The following is a 16,587-nucleotide window of genomic DNA, read 5'->3' as shown; positions in this document are numbered from 1 at the left end:
AAATGTCAGTACTAAATGGGCAAAGTTCAAAACAAATATAACTATTTAGTATAAAACAAATAGGTTTTTGAGGGGCGACGTGGTGCTAAAATGTTTTACCCGTAGCGTCTCTTGAAAATTCACCTCCAGCCATCGGCATTCCAATCAATCCAATCCCGACATTTAGAAGTAACGAGGCAGTGCCAGTGAGCCTCCCGTCTTATCTTTGCGTCCCTTTAAAGCAAAGTCTATGTCAACTACATCTCTTCGCCATATTTTCCAGCAACGTATCCTTGTACTCGACGGGGCCATGGGCTCCCTTATTCAGGGGTACGGATTGACGGAGCAGGACTACCGCACCGGCTACTTTGAAGATCACCCCAGCGACCTGAAAGGGAACCACGATCTATTGGTGCTGACCCGCCCGGACGTCATCCGGGAAATCCACGAGATGTACCTGGAGGCTGGGGCGGACGTGATCGAAACGAATACTTTTTCCGGCACCACCATTGCCCAGGAAGATTATGGTACCGAACACATTGTTTATGAGATGAACGTGGCCGCCGCCCGCGTCGCCCGCACAGCAGCTGATGCTTACACCGCTAAGAACCCGGCAAAACCCCGCTTCGTAGCCGGGGCCGTTGGCCCCACCAACCGGACCCTCAGCATTAGCCCCGACGTGAATGACCCCGGCTTCCGGGCCATCACCTTTGCGCAATTGGCCGATGCTTACGAAACGCAGATTAAAGGCCTGGCCGATGGTGGTGCCGACCTGATCCTCATCGAAACCATCTTCGACACCCTTAACGCCAAAGCCGCCCTCTTCGCCCTCGAACGCGTACGGCAACAGCTGGACCGGGAACTCCCGGTCATGATCTCCGGCACGATCACCGATGCCTCCGGCCGTACTCTTTCCGGCCAGACAGTAGAAGCCTTTTACTACAGCATTGCCCACGCCGATCCGATTTGCGTTGGCCTCAACTGCGCGCTCGGCGCTCAGGAGATGCGCACTCACCTCGCCGCCCTCGCCAAGGTAGCCGAATGCAACGTCCACGCCTATCCCAATGCCGGCCTGCCCAACGAAATGGGCGAGTACGACCAGGATGCGGAGGAGATGCAGCAGTACATCCGTGACTTCGCCGCCAGCGGTTTCGTCAACCTCATCGGTGGTTGCTGCGGCACCACGCCGGCCCACATCGCCGCAATGGCCAAAGCCGTAGATGGTTTGAAAACCAGAACCATCCCCAAGCTGCCGCAATACTCTACTTACGCCGGCCTGGAACCACTCGTACTCCGTCCGGAAACCAACTTCGTCAACGTTGGGGAACGGACCAACGTAACTGGCTCCAGAAAATTCAGTCGTCTGATCATGAACGGCGACTACGACGAAGCCCTGGCGGTAGCCCTTCACCAGGTGGAAGGCGGTGCTCAGGTTATCGACGTTAATATGGACGAGGGCCTGCTCGATTCCAAAGAGGCCATGGTTACCTTCCTTAACCTCCTGATGGCGGAGCCGGACATCGCCAAGCTGCCGGTCATGATCGATTCCTCCAAATGGGAGGTCATCGAAGCAGGCCTGCAGTGTGTGCAGGGCAAGTGCATCGTTAACTCCATTTCCATGAAGGAGGGCGAAGCGGAGTTTCTCCGGCAGGCCAGGTTGGTCAAGGCCTACGGTGCCGCCGCCATCGTCATGGCATTCGATGAAACCGGCCAGGCAGATACTGAGGATCGGAAAGTCGAGATCTGTGCCCGGGCCTACAAGCTGTTGGTGGAGCAAGCCAACTTTAAGCCCCAGGACATCATCTTCGATCCCAACATCTTTGCGATTGCAACGGGCATCGACGAGCACAATAATTACGGCGTCGATTTCATCGAAGCTACCCGACGGATCAAAGCGCTTTGCCCCGGTGCCAAGATCAGCGGCGGTGTCTCCAACGTAAGCTTCAGCTTCCGGGGAAACAACGTAGTGCGCGAGGCCATGCACTCCGCCTTCCTCTACCACGCCATTGCCGCGGGGATGGACATGGGCATCGTCAACGCCGGCATGATCGAGGTCTACCAGGACATCCCGGAAGAACTGCTCGTGCACGTCGAAGACGTGATACTGAACCGTCGGCCCGATGCTACAGAGCGACTAACGGACCTCGCAGAAAGCCTGAAGAACGTTGGCGGCCGATCGGTCGTCAAGGATCTCGTTTGGCGGGAGAGCACCGTCGAACAGCGCCTTCAGCACAGCCTGGTGCGCGGCATCACGGAGTTCATCGTAGAGGATACGGAAGAAGCCCGCCTTAAGTACCCGCGTCCACTCCACGTCATTGAAGGTCCCCTGATGGACGGCATGAACGTAGTGGGCGATCTCTTTGGCTCCGGGAAGATGTTTTTGCCTCAGGTGGTGAAATCCGCCCGGGTGATGAAGCAGGCGGTGGCTTATCTGAACCCGTTTATTGAGGCGGAGAAGGCGGAGATATTAGCTGCTGCCCGTCGCCTCTCCCCCGACCCCTCTCCCCGGGAGAGAGGAGGCGAGGCAGGCGTTGGAGGCGGAACTGAAATAACTGATGTTTACTGGCAAGTAGCTCCGGGACACGAAAAGATTATCCTGTCGTACGCTAAGGAAATGAGGAAAACGCCCACGAAGGCGGAAGAAAAGCTGTGGGGTTTAGTGCGAGCTAATAAGCTCGGTCATAAAGTCTATCGACAAAAGCCTATGGGCTATGCCATTGTCGACTTTTTGTTTCCTGCTAAATCTGTTGTCGTAGAAATAGACGGAGCCTACCACAATGCCCCGAATATGATGTGGACGGATGCAGAGCGTGATGCAAAGTTCGCTCGTGTAGGCTACGAAGTGCTACGTTTCACCAACGATGAAGTATTAAACGATCCGCTAGCGGTTGCTGGTAGGATCAAATCCGTGTTAGATAACCGCAAGGATCGTCCCTATTCCTTTCCCCGAGAAGTCTACATCGAGGACTCTACGAGCGAAGCGAGCAGAGCCGTCCCCCCTCTCCGGGGGAGAGGGGCCGGGGGAGAGGCGCCACGAGCAGAGGCACCCGAGCACACCACCCGACAATACAAAGGCACCATCCTCCTGGCCACCGTAAAAGGTGACGTTCACGACATTGGCAAGAACATTGTCGGTGTTGTGCTGGCTTGCAACAACTACGAGATCATCGATCTGGGGGTAATGGTGCCGGTCAATAAGATCCTCGATGAGGCGGAGCGGGTAGGGGCCGACATCATCGGCTTGTCGGGTTTGATCACTCCCTCGCTGGACGAGATGGTGAATGTGGCTACAGAAATGGAACGCCGTGGCATGAAAACGCCACTGCTCATCGGTGGTGCCACCACAAGTAAAACGCACACGGCATTGAAGGTGGAACCGGCCTACTCTGGTGCTACCATCCACGTACTTGACGCGAGCCGGGCAGTAACCGTTGCGGGTAGTTTGCTGGACGGAGAACCGGAAGATCGCCGGGCTTATCGGGAAGGCATCACGGCAGAATACGAGCGCGTCCGGGTTCACCGGGCCCGGCAAAAGTCGGAGAAGGCCTTCCTGCCGATCGCTAAGGCGCGGGAGAACGGTTTGAAGCTGGATTGGGACAACTACGTGCCGCCGGCTCCCACGTTCACCGGTTCCAAAGTCTTTGAAGATTACGACCTGGCGGAATTGGTGGATTACATCGACTGGACCCCATTCTTCAGCAGTTGGGGGCTCGCCGGCAAGTTTCCCAATATTCTAACCGACCACGTTGTGGGAGAGGAAGCGTCGAAGGTGTTCGAGGAAGCAAAAACTTTGCTTGATCAGGTAGTTAAAGAGAAGTGGCTCCAGGCAAAAGGCGTCATTGGCTTCTGGCCCGCGAATGCGGTCGTAGAAAAAGATGCTATTCTGGTGTATGCAGATTTAGCTTCGCAGCTTCCTTTGGAGGTGGCGGGGCCGCAGGTGCAGATTACGGGTAAAAAGGAGCAAGGGAAAAAGGAGGCAGACGACCCTTCTTCCCTTTCCCCCCTTACTCCCTTACCCCTTTACCACTTGCGCCAGCAAAGCAAACGAGCGAAGGGTTTACCCAACCTTGCCCTTACTGATTTCATTGCACCGGCGGCCGCGCCTCATCAGGATTATCTCGGCGGGTTTGCCGTGACGGCCGGCATCGGCATCGAGCCACACATCAAACGCTTCGAAGACGCTGGAGACGACTACAACGCCATCATGCTTAAGGCTCTGGCCGACCGCCTTGCCGAAGCCTTCGCCGAACGGATGCACCAGCGGGTACGGATGGAGTTCTGGGGCTATGCCCCAGAGGAATCCGTCACCAACAACCAGTTGATCGCCGAACAGTACCGGGGCATTCGCCCAGCTCCCGGCTACCCGGCCTGCCCCGAGCATACCGAAAAAGAAAAGCTGTGGCAGCTGCTGGACGTCGAAGCAGCAACGGGTATGCAACTGACCGACGGGATGGCCATGTACCCCGCCAGCTCCGTCAGTGGCTGGTACTTTAGCCATCCGGAATCAAAATATTTTACCGTTCGTGGCCTTCGCGACGATCAGGCCGAAGACTACGCCGCCCGCAAAGGCTGGGACAAGGCTACTGCTGAACGATGGCTTGCAGCGATCAGGTAACAGGGTTCAGTGTTCAGATATCTGTATTCATGGTTCAGTATTCAGGAACCAGTATTTATGGGGTAGTACTCAACTGTAGGTTGTAGGCTCAGCGATCATTGGTTACAGTGCTAAGAGTTAAGGGGGGACAAATCAGACTCCTAAACACTAAGGCGTGACGCCTGACCTCTGAACCCTGAGTACTGACTCCTGGTTCCTAAACGCGCCTAACTTCCTAAGAACCAAAGAACAATTCGTTGATAAAAGATCATATGTCTTATATTTGTTATGTACTTGACCGGCCCAATGAACAACAAGAGGGCCTGCGTGCGTTATGGTCAGGACGTAAACCAACGATACCATTTATCTTATGAAATTTTTGCTCACCGCTTTATTTGTTTTTACCACCCTGATGCTTGCTGCTCAGACGGAAAAACCGCCCTACTGTGATGAAGGCCCCACTGCCTACGGTAGTGTAGTTACCATCCCCGGAGGCTCCACTCCTCCACCTTTGCCACGTTTTACCACCACACCGACTAAGGAGTACAAAATTCAGGTAGCCATCCTCCGCTACACTGATCCGGCAGAATATCCTTTTCATCCTAGTTTGGTTGCCCGGTACCGCCCCTGTGAACAGCTTTGGGTCGTTGAGAGCCGGGAAAGCTTCCCAAATCGTGCAGATGCAGTAGCCTTGCAAACAAAGCTTAAGGACCTTGGGTACGGCGGTGCTTACATCACGGACCTGATCGGCTACCAATAAGTTGCTTGGTAGTAATATGCCATTGTTCTTATCTTTGTGGCCCAATAAATTATCCAATGAAGAATTTTCTGAATTTCCTGACCGTTGCTTGTTTCGGTCTCATTCTGTCGGCTTGCGCAGGCAGCGAACAACAGGCCGTTGAAGCCACCGCTGAAGCACCAACCAGCGAAACTACCGAAATAGCCGGCACCTTCGGTGCCGAGTTTACCCCGACGGAGGTTTTGGCTGCCAACAAACTATTGACTACTTACGAAGAGTCGCTAATTGTTGACACCCTGCAAACTACCCTGCGTGGTACCGTCAATGAAGTGTGCCAGGCCAAAGGATGCTGGATGACCATCGCCGCAAGCGACGATGATGAAATGATGGTGAAATTCAAGGACTACGGATTTTTCATGCCAATGGACATCAGCGGCCGGGAAGTAATCATGCACGGCATGGCTTACTACCAGATTACTCCGGTTGACGAGCTGCGTCACTATGCAGAAGATGCCGGAAAGTCTGAGGAAGAAATTGCCGCCATCACCGAGCCTAAGCGTGAACTTCGGTTCCTTGCCGACGGCGTTCAGCTTTTAGGGGAGAAGATGTAAGCTTGCCCTTATAAGAGAATTGGCGGAACACTTAAAGCCGCCCAAAGACCCGCTTGTCCATTAAAAGGCAAGCGGGTTTTTTGTTTTTATTTAATTAATGAATTTTATTTAATCAAAATTGAAATTTAGGCGAAGGCGCAACTATTTACTAGTCAGTTGATTGCGATTTGGCATAATTTTTGATGAAGTTTAGTAATTTGACGTGTATAGTAACAGATTTTTCAAGAGACTACTTCAGCTACATGACCAACCAAGAATTCATCAATCAAATCAATAAACTGGAAAACTTACTCTTCTCTTTTGCGCTTCGCCTGACCCGCAATCGCCACGATGCGGAAGACCTGATGCAGGAGACCAGCCTTAGAGCCTACCACCACCGGGAGAAATTTACAATGGGCACCAATTTCAAAAGTTGGGTGTCTACCATTATGCGAAATACGTACATCAACCGGTACCGTAAAATGAAGAGTAGAAAGCACGTGAACCAACCCATTGAGGATTTCTCATTTGCGCTGGAAAGCAAAAACGCTATCCCAAATAAAGGAGAACACGATATGCGGATGAAAGAACTTCAGCGGATGATGGCTGGTATTGGCAACCTCTACAGTGTGCCGTTTCTTATGTTTTACAGAGGCTATGAGTATAAAGAAATTGCTGCACATCTCAACATTCCCATTGGCACGGTCAAAAGTCGGATTTTCCTGGCCCGGCAACGGATGAAATTGGCAATTGGAGACCGTTACCAAAATTAGGCATCATTTGGCCCTGGTCTGAGTCAAGCACCTTCATGTCGCTTGACAAGGGACCGCTAAAATATGAACCCTTCTCTTATTGCCTGAAACTTTAATTCATCCCAGGTTTTTACTTGCTTCAAGCAAACCTTAGTAACCGTATGGACGAAGAATTTCTTCAGCAGCGCTTTAAAGATCATTTACGTACCGAAAAACTCCCTTCTTCCTTACTTGCTCAGGAGTGGCTCGAAGGGCTGCTGCAATTTCTTTTTCCGGAGTATAGTCCGGTAAAGTTTGCTACTGACCGTGGGTTTCGCCTGCATTATCAAACCAACGACCTTAGGTTATTTACCATTCTGGATGGTCTTGCCGACGAGCTGCGAGACCCTCCGGTAGTAATACGAGACGCCTTTGAGGCTGCCTTACCCACGATCTACCAATCGCTCTCCGAAGATGCGGACGCCATCCTCGCCGGAGATCCCGCAGCAAGAAGCCGTACTGAAGTAATCAGCACCTATCCCGGATTTTACGCCCTGGCCGTACATCGGGTTGCTCATCGGTTGTGCCGCCTTGGGGTTCCCCTGATACCAAGAATCCTAAGTGAGATAGCCCACCGGGAAACCGGCATCGAGATCCACCCGGGAGCTTCCATTGGTCGTCGTTTTTGTATAGACCATGGAACCGGGGTGGTTATTGGAGAGACGGTTGAAATCGGAGACGATGTAAAGATGTACCAGGGGGTCACCCTGGGGGCCCTCTCTGTCCGAAAAGACATGGCGAGAACAAAAAGACACCCTACCATTAAGGACCGGGTCGTAATTTATGCCGGGGCAACCATCCTTGGAGGAGACACGGTGATCGGCGAAGACTCCATCATCGGCGGTAATACCTGGATTGTTAAGAGCGTGCCGGAGAAGAGCAGGATCTATTACGGGAAGGAGTAGGATACGGCTCAGATACACAAAAAACCTCTCGCCTCCGCTAAGGGAACGGGTATCGAAAGCTGTTCCATCCCGCTCTAGGAGGCATGGTTACTGAACACTGGATTCGATCACCTGGCGGAGTTGAGGTAGCAGCGCCAATTCCCTGTCGTTAACTGGATACCTGCGCCGTACCTCGTAAATCCGCAACTTTTAAGACTCCGGAAAACCTATGTTTTCGGGCAGACAGCGTACTTTTACGGCCCCAAAAGTATCCAAGATGAGAGTTGCAGTTGTTGGCGCCACCGGTTTGGTTGGTAGCGTAGTATTTGAAGTGCTCCGTGAGCACAAATTCCCGATCACCGAGTTATTACCCGTTGCTTCGGCGCGTTCTGTCGGCAAGATCATTTCTTACGATGGTACGGACTATCCCGTCATTGGTATGGAAGAGGCCATCAGCCGCCGGCCTGATGTGGCTATTTTCTCCGCTGGGGGAGGGACCAGCACGGAGTGGGCCCCCAAGTTTGCTGAAGTAGGCTGCGTTGTGGTTGATAACTCCAGCGCATGGCGGATGGATCCTACCAAAAAACTAGTGGTACCTGAAGTCAACGCAGATGAGTTGACCGAAAGCGATCTCATCATTGCTAACCCGAACTGTTCCACCATTCAGATGGTCCTGGCCCTGGCTCCACTGCACAAAGCTTTTGGAATCAAGCGTTTGGTAATCTCCACTTATCAGTCTTTTACCGGCACGGGAGTGCCGGCGGTAAACCAGTATGAGGCCGAGAAGCGCGGGGAAGATACGGCCGGTACCGACCGCCCCTACCACTACCCGATTTTTGAGAACTGTATCCCGCACTGCGATGTCTTTCTTGACAATGCCTACACTAAGGAAGAAATGAAGCTCGTCCATGAAACCAGAAAAATTCTGGGAGACGACAGCATCGCCATTACTGCTACGGCAGTGCGCGTACCGGTCCACGGAGGTCACAGCGAGAGTGTAAACGTTGAGTTCCATCGTTCTTTCGAGGTGGAAAAAGTTCGTGAATTACTTGCGGCCACTCCGGGCATCATCGTTCAGGATGATATAAAAAACAACGTCTACCCTATGCCGTTGCTGGCCAAGCATCGGGATGAGGTTTTTGTCGGCCGGATTCGCAAAGATGAATCGATCGAGAATGGTCTCAATCTTTGGATTGTGGCCGACAACCTTCGGAAAGGTGCAGCTACCAATGCCGTTCAAATTGCCAAGTATTTGGTAAAAAATGAGCTGATTGGAGACAAAGTGGCAGGCTAACACGTTTTTAATGTGTCAGAAGGCAGCTGCCTTAGGCCTTCCTCCTTACCTTTCGCTCGATCTGGCGGGAACGCAGGTGCATGCAAAGTAGTATGGCAGGGTTTTTGCAACCTTCCATCATCCTTTGTACTTGTGGCTTAAGGCTCCTTTACGGGCCTGTGCCTGACAAAAGATAGAAATCATAAATTACCAGAATGGTCTGCTGACCATTCGCTGCGATTAACCGAAATTAAAGAATTACTGCCGCCGGGGTTAACCTAAATACGCCGGTACAACGCTAACCGAAATGAGAAATCGAATTGCCGTCTGGGGGCGCAACGCCCAGGAAAACCGCGTACTGATTACGATCGAACTGCAAGTTTCCGATAACATCGTCCGCATCCAAACTTATCCGGAGAAAGTAGTATCCGATGATGTGTTTAAGGCCTTTATGGACCAGTGGCGCAAAAACCAGGAAGTAGAGCTGCCAGAACCTGACCGGGTTATTGCCCGTGAACTGAGCGTCTCCGAAGGGCTTTTACCTGATGACCTCAAGGCGGAGCAGACGGACATGATCCTTCGTGCCCAAACAGAGTGGCACTTCCACGTGCTGAGCGATAAGTTGGCGCAGAGTTACAAATCTGAACTTGCGGAGATCGAAGATCGAATCGAGCGCGCTACGGAATACTCCTCCGAACTTTGGAACCAGGCCAAAAACTTCTGGCAAAAGGTCCAGGGGCAACTGCAGGATAAAACACTCCTTCGGGATCAAGGCAATGATATCCGGAAGCGGGTAGACAAGTCCTTCGAACAGCTCAAAGCCATGCGCGATGAGCTTAACTCAAAATACAAGGAAGAATCCGTTAAGCAGGTAGCCAAATTTGGCGAACTCCTTGAAGATGCCGAAAAACGCATTAACGAAGGGACTCACCTGAATAAAGTCTTTAACGACTTGCGGGAGATCCAAAAGAAATTTCACAACGTAAAGTTCACCCGGGAAGATCGCGACGCTATCTACAATCGCATCGATGCCGCCTTCAAGGACGTTAAGGCTAAACGTGGCCAGGGAGGAGGTAAAGACCGGAATGCAGGTCGTACCCAATCGCGTCTTGATGGCCTGATCAAGGCAATGGACCGGATGCGGAGCGGAATCGGCCGCGATGAGAACGACCTGAAGTTTGAGCGTCGTCGTATCGAAAAGACCGATGGTCAGCTGGAAAAGCAGATCCGGGAAGCGAAAGTCGTGATGATCGAGAGCCGTGTTGCCAGTAAGCAAATCAAGCTGGATGATATGGTGAAGACTAAAGCCATGCTCGAGAAGAAGATTGAGCAGGAGAAAGCCAAAGCAGAAAAGCATGCCAAGAAAGCTGCCGAGCGGGCCGCCGCAGACGCTGCTAAGGCAAAGATCGCTGCTGACATGGCTAACCGGGTCGTGAGCCCGGAAGAAAAGGCCAAACTGGAAGCTGCCGCAGCTGCCATTTCCAAAGGCAAGAAAAAGAAAGGTGGTCGTACTAAGCCCGAAGACCGTACGCCAGAGAATGTAAAGAGCATGGTTGCGCTCAGCGAAATCACCAGTGGTGAAACGCCGGCAGCAGATGCTTCTATGGCAGAAAAGGCAGGCGATGCTATTGCGACTGCGATTACCACCGTTGGAACTGCCGCTGATAAGGTGACTGAAGAGGGCGGTTTCCTCGATCAGATCGGAGACGCAGTCTCCGCAGCAACCGACAGTATTTCAGAAACATTTGAAGACGTCTCTGATACGGTGAAGGCAGTAGCTAAAGTTGCCGCAGAAAAACTCGATCATGCAGCTGACAAAGTCGAGGATGTGGTCGAGGACGCCGTCGAAGCAGCGACAGAGAAGTTTGACCAAGCCAAAGATAAAGTTGAAGATGTCGCCGAAGTGGCCACTGAAAAGCTTGAAGAGGCAGCTGATAAAGTCGAAGATGTGGTCGAAGACGCCGTTAAAAGTGTTAAAGAAGAAATTTCCGGAGAAGAAGAATAGTCTTTCTGGACTTTAATTGTCACAATTTAAAGTGTCAATGATCTGATTTTCAGGTTGTTGACACTTTTTTTGTGCTATAAAGTTTCACAAATAGATGAATGTGTCTTTTGCCTGGGGCATATCTAGCTGCACCTTTACATTGTCAGGAGGGGGAACGCCCCCAAAAGCCTGTACAAAAAGATACTATTCTGAGATTACGATTATTCTTGAAAGTGTGTTCTGGTGGTTATATGGTTACTGCCAGAACACATTTCACTTTCTTGATTTTTCTCAGCTAACGATATATGTTCATGGGATTATTGAAAGCCAAGACCAATTGAGGTCTTGGCTTTTTTATTTTATAATGGGAATTTCCCTGAACGTGCGATTTAACCATACATACTAATTAGTAGAGCGTTTGTTGGTACTTCTTTGCCCTCAACCTCTCCTTGCACCCGCGCGCCGCCGCCCAAAAACGAGCACTTACTTTCCCGCTCCAGTTGATATAAGCTACCTTTGCGGCCCATATATACCCATCACGAAGTGGTTTGGTAACTTCCATGGTGCTGAGCGCCCGTAAACACTACCAACCGCAAGTCAACTGAATCCTAAACCTTTACGGTTTGGGTATAAACATGCCAATTAAGTGAAGCTAGAGATTCTCTATCAGGACGACCACCTCGTCGTCGTCAATAAACCCGCTAACCTCCTCTCTGTACCGGACCGTTACATTGCGGATATTCCCAATGTGACCAATATGCTGGGCGATATGTTTGGCGACCCGATCATTGCGGTTCATCGGCTGGACAGGCCCACAAGCGGTTGCCTGGTCGTCGCACGTACACCAGAAGCCCACAAAGAGCTGAATCGTCAGTTCCAGGATCGGGAGGTAGACAAAGTCTACCACGCTATCGTAGAAGGACAACCGGCCAACGAAGAAACTGAAGTAGACGAACCGATTGCGGCGAACCCCGGGAAATTAGGCGCCATGATGGTGAGTAATAAAGGGAAACATGCGCTTACCATTTTTAAACCGATGGAATTTTTCGGTCATCAGTTCAGCTTGGTCGGCGTGCAGATTTTTACCGGTCGGACACACCAAATTCGTGTTCACCTCGCCTACGCAGGGTATCCGCTGATGGTAGATCCTTATTACGGTAAACGGGAGGAGTTCAAACTCTCGGAGATTAAAAGGCGCTATAACCTCAAAAAGGACAAAGAAGAAAGACCCCTGCTCAGCCGCGTGCCACTTCATGCATCGCGGCTGGCCTTTGACCACCCGGAAACGGGAGAGCGGTTGTCTTTTGAGGCACTCATGCCTAAGGACATGCGGGCGACGTTGAACCAGCTGAGGAAACTGGGAAAATAGAAGGCTTTAGCTACTCTGCTTCTACTACGGAAAAACCCACACTGGAAATAGCTTCCAGCACCGGCTCCCGGGAGTTTTGTTCAACCGTAAGGTAATAGTCTCCCGTTTGCTCAAAGCGGGCATTTTGGAGGAAGGTAATATCCAGGTCGCAGGATGCTCCGGAACAACTTCCTTTCCATGCACCGTAGGCACCGGCCAACTGCAACGAGAGTTGTTGAGAGTTACGCTTGCCATTCGGGAACCCGGTGTGCAGGTTGACGTAAAAATTCTGGTAGGGGAAATCGGTACCATGCTCCAGGTGAAGCACGAAATTGTAAGCAGTTTCCGGATCGGTGATGCTGAAGTTAAAGTGTGCGGTGTCTGGGTAGGCCCAGCCGGTGGCGGGCAATTCGACTTTTTCCTCAAAGATGATGGTTGGCCCACAGGCTGAACACAGGCAGGCAAGCAAGAAGAGGAAGGGGAGGATACGCATAGTAACTTTTAGTTATTCTCGGGTAGGAAGGCCCGGTCGTTTTGCAATTGAACGATAGAGCGACCAGAGGTAATGTGTACTCTCCGGATTGTTTAGGAAACAAAAACCTGCGCTAACTTTTAGCCAAGAATCCGTCAGACGGGCGGTTCCGGCCGTCCGACAAATTCTTTTGGCCTGGCTAAGCCGGACAAAAGTTTGCCTGACGGCTAATGATTGATCGAGAACCGTTGGATGCTTCCTTTGGGGGAATAAGCTAAGAAGTTAACTAAAATACTCCTTCATTCGCTCGAAGAAGCCTTTGTCTCCCTTTTCCAGCTTTGGTTTGAAGTTCTCCATATCCCTCATCTGTTCCAGAAGGGCGGTTTCTTCCTTCGTCAGCGTCTTGGGGGTCCAGAGGTTAACGTGGATAAGTTGGTCTCCGGTACCATAAGCCTGCAGCGCCGGCAGTCCCTTGCCACGTAGACGGAATATCTTACCCGACTGTGTTCCGGCGGGAATTTTGATTTTTACGCGTCCGGATATAGTAGGAACTTCAACGGAGGTGCCAAGTGCTGCATCTGCGAAGTTGAGGTGCAGGTCGAAAATCAGTTTCTGCCCATCGCGTTGCAAGAATTCGTGGGGTTTTTCTTCGATGTTGATCAACAGGTCACCTGCCGGGCCACCACGGCGGCCGGCATTACCTTTGCCGCGCATACTGAGCTGTTGCCCTTCTTCTACGCCGGCTGGAATATTGACCTCAATGGTGTCTTCGCCATACACACGGCCCTCTCCCTTGCAGTTACTGCAATTAGTCTTGATCATTTTACCCGTACCGGTACAGTTCGGGCAAGTTGTCGTAGTAGCCATTTGGCCGAGGAAGGTAGAGCGTACCTGACGTACAACACCGGCGCCACCACAGGTGGAACAAGTAGATACGCTGCTTGAGTCTTTAGCACCGCTGCCATCACAAGTGCCGCATTGCTTTTGCCGCTTTACTTTGATACGTTTGGTAACGCCCTCGGCAATTTCCTCCAGGGTCAGGGATACTTTGATGCGAAGGTTAGAGCCTCGTTCCCCGCGCGGCTGTCGCCGTGCGCCACCGCCGCCGAAGAAATCTCCGCCACCACCGCCGCCGAACATGCCGCCGAACTGGTTCATGATGTCTTCCATGGTCATACCACCGGCTCCGCCGCCAAAACCGCCGCCCTGCTCGAAGGCGCGATGCCCCATTTGGTCATAGCGGGCCCGCTTTTGGGCATCGCTAAGTACATCGTAGGCCTCAGCAGCTTCCTTGAATTTTTCTTCGGCTTCCTTATTGTCCGGGTTTTGATCCGGGTGGTACTTCATGGCCTTTTTCCGATAGGCCTTCTTTATCTTGTTCTCGTCTGCACCTTTGTCTACGCCAAGTACTTCGTAATAATCTCTCTTCGCCATATTGGGGTTTACTTGCTTGTTGATTAAATGGTTGTTGGTTGGCCTTATTGCTGTTTCGGCTGAGGGCCAACCGGCAATCCGGTATCAACAATCATTATTTTCCGACCACGACTTTGGCGTGACGGATGATTTTACCGTTTAGAAAATAGCCTGTCTCGACGGTGTCTACTACTTTACCGGCCATCTCAGGATTCGGAATTTCAGTAATGGCTTCGTGAAGATCAGCATCGAATGTCTCTCCGGTGCTGGTCATTGGCTTGAGCCCCTGAGCCCCAAGGCTGGCGTATAGTTTTTTAACAATAAGGCCGACGCCGCTGTCCCACACTTTCTTGGTGGCTTCGTCGCTTTCTGCCTGCTTGGCCGCGCGGTCAAAATCATCTAGTGCCGGCAGCAGTGCCATCATGGTCTTCCGCCCGGCGGTTTCCATCAGGTCCAGTTTCTCCCGCTGGCTACGGCGCTTGTAGTTTTCGAATTCAGCATACAGGCGAAGGTGACGATCATCTTTTTCGGCAATCTGAGCTTCCAGTTGACCGATCATATTGTCGGTATCAGCAACGGCACCTTCGTCAAGATGGTCCTCCAGCTCCTGTTCAACTTCATCAGCCAGATTATTCCCTTCCGGTTCGGCACCAGCGTTTTCGAGCAGTTCGTCGTTGACGATCGGTTCGTTAACATTTTTCTTAGACATGTTGAATACATTTTTAAACATTGGGAAAAGGGCTGCAAATGTAGGGCCATCTTCGCCATTTGGTCATAATGTCAGGTCAGGACGGCAAAACGTGACAAGGTGCCTTTGCTTCATCGGAAACTGAGAATTTTGTAGTCCTCACCAACGTGTGGTGCCACAGTTTCCGTCTGACCTCAAAACCCGATGGTCCAGATGAAATACCTATACCAATTCCTTATTATTTCTTTTTTATTCCTGGCAGGTGATCTCTCTGCCCAACAGTACCGCCTGCGGCTTGATGTAGGCACCAGCGGCGTGTTGAAAAACGATCAGCTTGTAACCCCGGCAGCTACTCTTGGCCTGGAAATGCTCATTAACTTGTCGCCACGAACCTTCCTGATTCCCGAGGCTGGTTTGCAACAGACACACATTTTTCATGAGGAATTCCGAGCAGCTGACCTGTTTTTTATCGGACAAATCCCTGTTGATTTTTTTAACACAGAATCCTATAAAATGAATCAAACGGGTGCTTTTGTGGGTCTTGGGTTGGAGCGACACCTGCACCGCGTTCGCCTTCAACTTTTTGGGCGTGCTGTGCGACGAATTGCCGGTCAGGTGACGTACAATGAAAGCATAAACTTTCAGCGGGGTAGTCGGCCAGAAAATAATTTCTCCGTTACGGTAAAACCGGGAGAGGTTTTCTCTCAGGATATGCAATTGGGTACCCTCCGCTACAGCCATGAGTTTACTTTTCAGGGCGGTATCTCGGTACGGTATGATCTTACGGAAGGCTGCGAATTAGGCTTGGTGTACTCCCATGGCATCGGTAATTCACAGTTGGAGCGCCGCGTGATCAGCTTCTGCGAGAACTGTCCGGTTAGCCCTGAAGCGGAACCGGAACGTTCAGTAGCTGCGCAGACGAACACGGTTAGTGTCACCGGCAGGTACACGTTCTAAGGTTTGCCCGACGGATTTTAGCCCCTGGCCCGTTCGAGCAATACCATCATCATCGTTCCCAATACGAGGCGGGTCTCCTCTCCTGCTTCAAAAGAGGTACTTTTTTCGAGTTCGAACGATCGGCTGATCAAGTCGGGCTTTTTGTGGAAAATTGCGACCAGTGTGCCGTCAGGACGGGTGACATTATAGCTCGGGTTTAAAAAGTAGCCGGTGAACATGCCAAGAATGGGGATTTCGCCAAGCAGGCTATCGATTACTTTAATCCAACCGTTTCCTTCTTTTATTACCAGGTCAGGTTTTCCGGTTTCGTCGTAGAGTTCGTATTCTGCTTTCCACAGGGAACGTGCGCCTTTGCGTACGAGCCGGCCACATTCTTTGCCCGAGTTGTCGGTAAAACTGTAGCTGGCGTTGTAGTCCAGCCAGCGATCTGCCTTGATCTTATACTGGAGGTCTGTTTGGCTTTCGGATTGAAAAACGGAGATATCTTCCTTAAGTTTAAAAGCTTTTTGCTTCACGAAGGCTACGGGCTTTCCGGCCTGGTCAACCACCGAAAATTGGGGGTTAAGGACACCAAATTTGAATTTGATGGTAAGGGGGTAGTTCAGGTTTTGCATAGGGATTTTGTTAGAAAGGCCAAATGTAAGGGATAATGCGCTGAGGTGCAGGGGGGGGAGAGGAGCTAGGTACCCGTCGGGCGGCTACGCGTCAACGCCAGAGGCGTTGTAAAGTGGGCTGTTGGGCGGGTCGGCTTGTGGTCCTTCGAGGACTCCGACCACTACGCTTCAGCGCCGGTTGGTGCACCGCCTCCGAGAGCCGTCCGACCGCCTGCGCCCCGGCTCCGCCGGGACTTCGAGCGGCGCGACGGCCTCCTGCTT

At 51.7% G+C, this 16,587-nt stretch carries 13 protein-coding genes; 9 read left to right on the top strand and 4 right to left on the bottom strand.

Translation table 11 applies throughout. The features are described 5' to 3' along the window. Positions 1-229 precede the first annotated feature (229 nt). The 8 genes from metH to B036_RS0112180 all read left to right on the top strand — a co-directional run bounded on the left by metH (position 230) and on the right by B036_RS0112180 (position 12,203). Complete coding sequence (metH, locus tag B036_RS34260) at positions 230-4,594, top strand: methionine synthase (RefSeq protein ID WP_044102564.1); 4,365 nt, start codon at positions 230-232, stop codon at positions 4,592-4,594. A gap of 349 nt (positions 4,595-4,943) precedes the next feature. Further along, entirely contained in the window at positions 4,944-5,333 is a 390-nt protein-coding gene (locus tag B036_RS0112210) for a hypothetical protein (protein WP_020569009.1), read from the top strand. Between the two features lie 56 nt (positions 5,334-5,389). Further along, positions 5,390-5,923 (top strand): DUF4920 domain-containing protein, encoded by a 534-nt coding sequence (locus B036_RS0112205; protein ID WP_020569008.1) that lies wholly within the window; start codon positions 5,390-5,392, stop codon positions 5,921-5,923. Between the two features lie 242 nt (positions 5,924-6,165). Further along, positions 6,166-6,675 (top strand): RNA polymerase sigma factor, encoded by a 510-nt coding sequence (locus B036_RS0112200; protein ID WP_020569007.1) that lies wholly within the window; start codon positions 6,166-6,168, stop codon positions 6,673-6,675. A gap of 140 nt (positions 6,676-6,815) precedes the next feature. Further along, entirely contained in the window at positions 6,816-7,598 is a 783-nt protein-coding gene (gene epsC / locus B036_RS0112195) for a serine O-acetyltransferase EpsC (protein WP_020569006.1), read from the top strand. Positions 7,599-7,854: 256 nt separating this feature from the next. Further along, positions 7,855-8,871 (top strand): aspartate-semialdehyde dehydrogenase, encoded by a 1,017-nt coding sequence (locus B036_RS0112190; RefSeq protein WP_020569005.1) that lies wholly within the window; start codon positions 7,855-7,857, stop codon positions 8,869-8,871. A 286-nt stretch (positions 8,872-9,157) separates the two neighbouring features. Next, on the top strand, positions 9,158-10,855 hold the full coding sequence (locus tag B036_RS33260; protein WP_020569004.1) for a methyl-accepting chemotaxis protein: 1,698 nt from the start codon (positions 9,158-9,160) through the stop codon (positions 10,853-10,855). A 625-nt stretch (positions 10,856-11,480) separates the two neighbouring features. After that, on the top strand, positions 11,481-12,203 hold the full coding sequence (locus B036_RS0112180; protein ID WP_020569002.1) for an RluA family pseudouridine synthase: 723 nt from the start codon (positions 11,481-11,483) through the stop codon (positions 12,201-12,203). Between the two features lie 10 nt (positions 12,204-12,213). Here the strand turns inward: B036_RS0112180 and B036_RS0112175 are convergent, their stop codons facing one another. The 3 genes from B036_RS0112175 to B036_RS0112165 form a co-directional block, all read right to left on the bottom strand. Then, positions 12,214-12,675, bottom strand: a complete 462-nt coding sequence (locus B036_RS0112175) for a gliding motility lipoprotein GldH (protein WP_020569001.1) — start codon at positions 12,673-12,675, stop codon at positions 12,214-12,216. A 261-nt stretch (positions 12,676-12,936) separates the two neighbouring features. Continuing rightward, positions 12,937-14,088, bottom strand: a complete 1,152-nt coding sequence (dnaJ, locus tag B036_RS0112170; protein ID WP_020569000.1) for a molecular chaperone DnaJ — start codon at positions 14,086-14,088, stop codon at positions 12,937-12,939. A gap of 94 nt (positions 14,089-14,182) precedes the next feature. After that, positions 14,183-14,776, bottom strand: a complete 594-nt coding sequence (locus B036_RS0112165) for a nucleotide exchange factor GrpE (RefSeq protein WP_026231923.1) — start codon at positions 14,774-14,776, stop codon at positions 14,183-14,185. A 192-nt stretch (positions 14,777-14,968) separates the two neighbouring features. On the opposite strand from B036_RS0112165, the gene B036_RS0112160 reads away from it, so the two are divergent. Beyond that, positions 14,969-15,712, top strand: coding sequence for a hypothetical protein (locus B036_RS0112160; protein WP_026231922.1), 744 nt, complete (start codon positions 14,969-14,971; stop codon positions 15,710-15,712). 17 nt (positions 15,713-15,729) lie between these two features. Here the strand turns inward: B036_RS0112160 and B036_RS0112155 are convergent, their stop codons facing one another. Beyond that, the gene (locus B036_RS0112155) at positions 15,730-16,326 is read right to left on the bottom strand and encodes a hypothetical protein (RefSeq protein ID WP_020568997.1); all 597 of its coding nucleotides are present in this window, start codon (positions 16,324-16,326) and stop codon (positions 15,730-15,732) included. Between the last annotated feature and the right edge of the window lie 261 nt (positions 16,327-16,587).

It is taken from the genome of Neolewinella persica DSM 23188 (assembly GCF_000373105.1).
Lineage (GTDB): Bacteria > Bacteroidota > Bacteroidia > Chitinophagales > Saprospiraceae > Neolewinella > Neolewinella persica.
The sequence above is the reverse complement of the archived record's forward strand: the minus strand, read 5'-3'. Positions and strand labels throughout refer to the sequence as shown.

Coding starts and splice junctions, on each gene's coding strand:
- metH (WP_044102564.1), top strand. CDS start 230: ATGTCAACTACATCTCTTCGCCATATTTTCCAGCAACGTATCCTTGTA.
- B036_RS0112210 (WP_020569009.1), top strand. CDS start 4,944: ATGAAATTTTTGCTCACCGCTTTATTTGTTTTTACCACCCTGATGCTT.
- B036_RS0112205 (WP_020569008.1), top strand. CDS start 5,390: ATGAAGAATTTTCTGAATTTCCTGACCGTTGCTTGTTTCGGTCTCATT.
- B036_RS0112200 (WP_020569007.1), top strand. CDS start 6,166: ATGACCAACCAAGAATTCATCAATCAAATCAATAAACTGGAAAACTTA.
- epsC (WP_020569006.1), top strand. CDS start 6,816: ATGGACGAAGAATTTCTTCAGCAGCGCTTTAAAGATCATTTACGTACC.
- B036_RS0112190 (WP_020569005.1), top strand. CDS start 7,855: ATGAGAGTTGCAGTTGTTGGCGCCACCGGTTTGGTTGGTAGCGTAGTA.
- B036_RS33260 (WP_020569004.1), top strand. CDS start 9,158: ATGAGAAATCGAATTGCCGTCTGGGGGCGCAACGCCCAGGAAAACCGC.
- B036_RS0112175 (WP_020569001.1), bottom strand. CDS start 12,675: ATGCGTATCCTCCCCTTCCTCTTCTTGCTTGCCTGCCTGTGTTCAGCC.
- dnaJ (WP_020569000.1), bottom strand. CDS start 14,088: ATGGCGAAGAGAGATTATTACGAAGTACTTGGCGTAGACAAAGGTGCA.
- B036_RS0112165 (WP_026231923.1), bottom strand. CDS start 14,776: ATGTCTAAGAAAAATGTTAACGAACCGATCGTCAACGACGAACTGCTC.
- B036_RS0112160 (WP_026231922.1), top strand. CDS start 14,969: ATGAAATACCTATACCAATTCCTTATTATTTCTTTTTTATTCCTGGCA.
- B036_RS0112155 (WP_020568997.1), bottom strand. CDS start 16,326: ATGCAAAACCTGAACTACCCCCTTACCATCAAATTCAAATTTGGTGTC.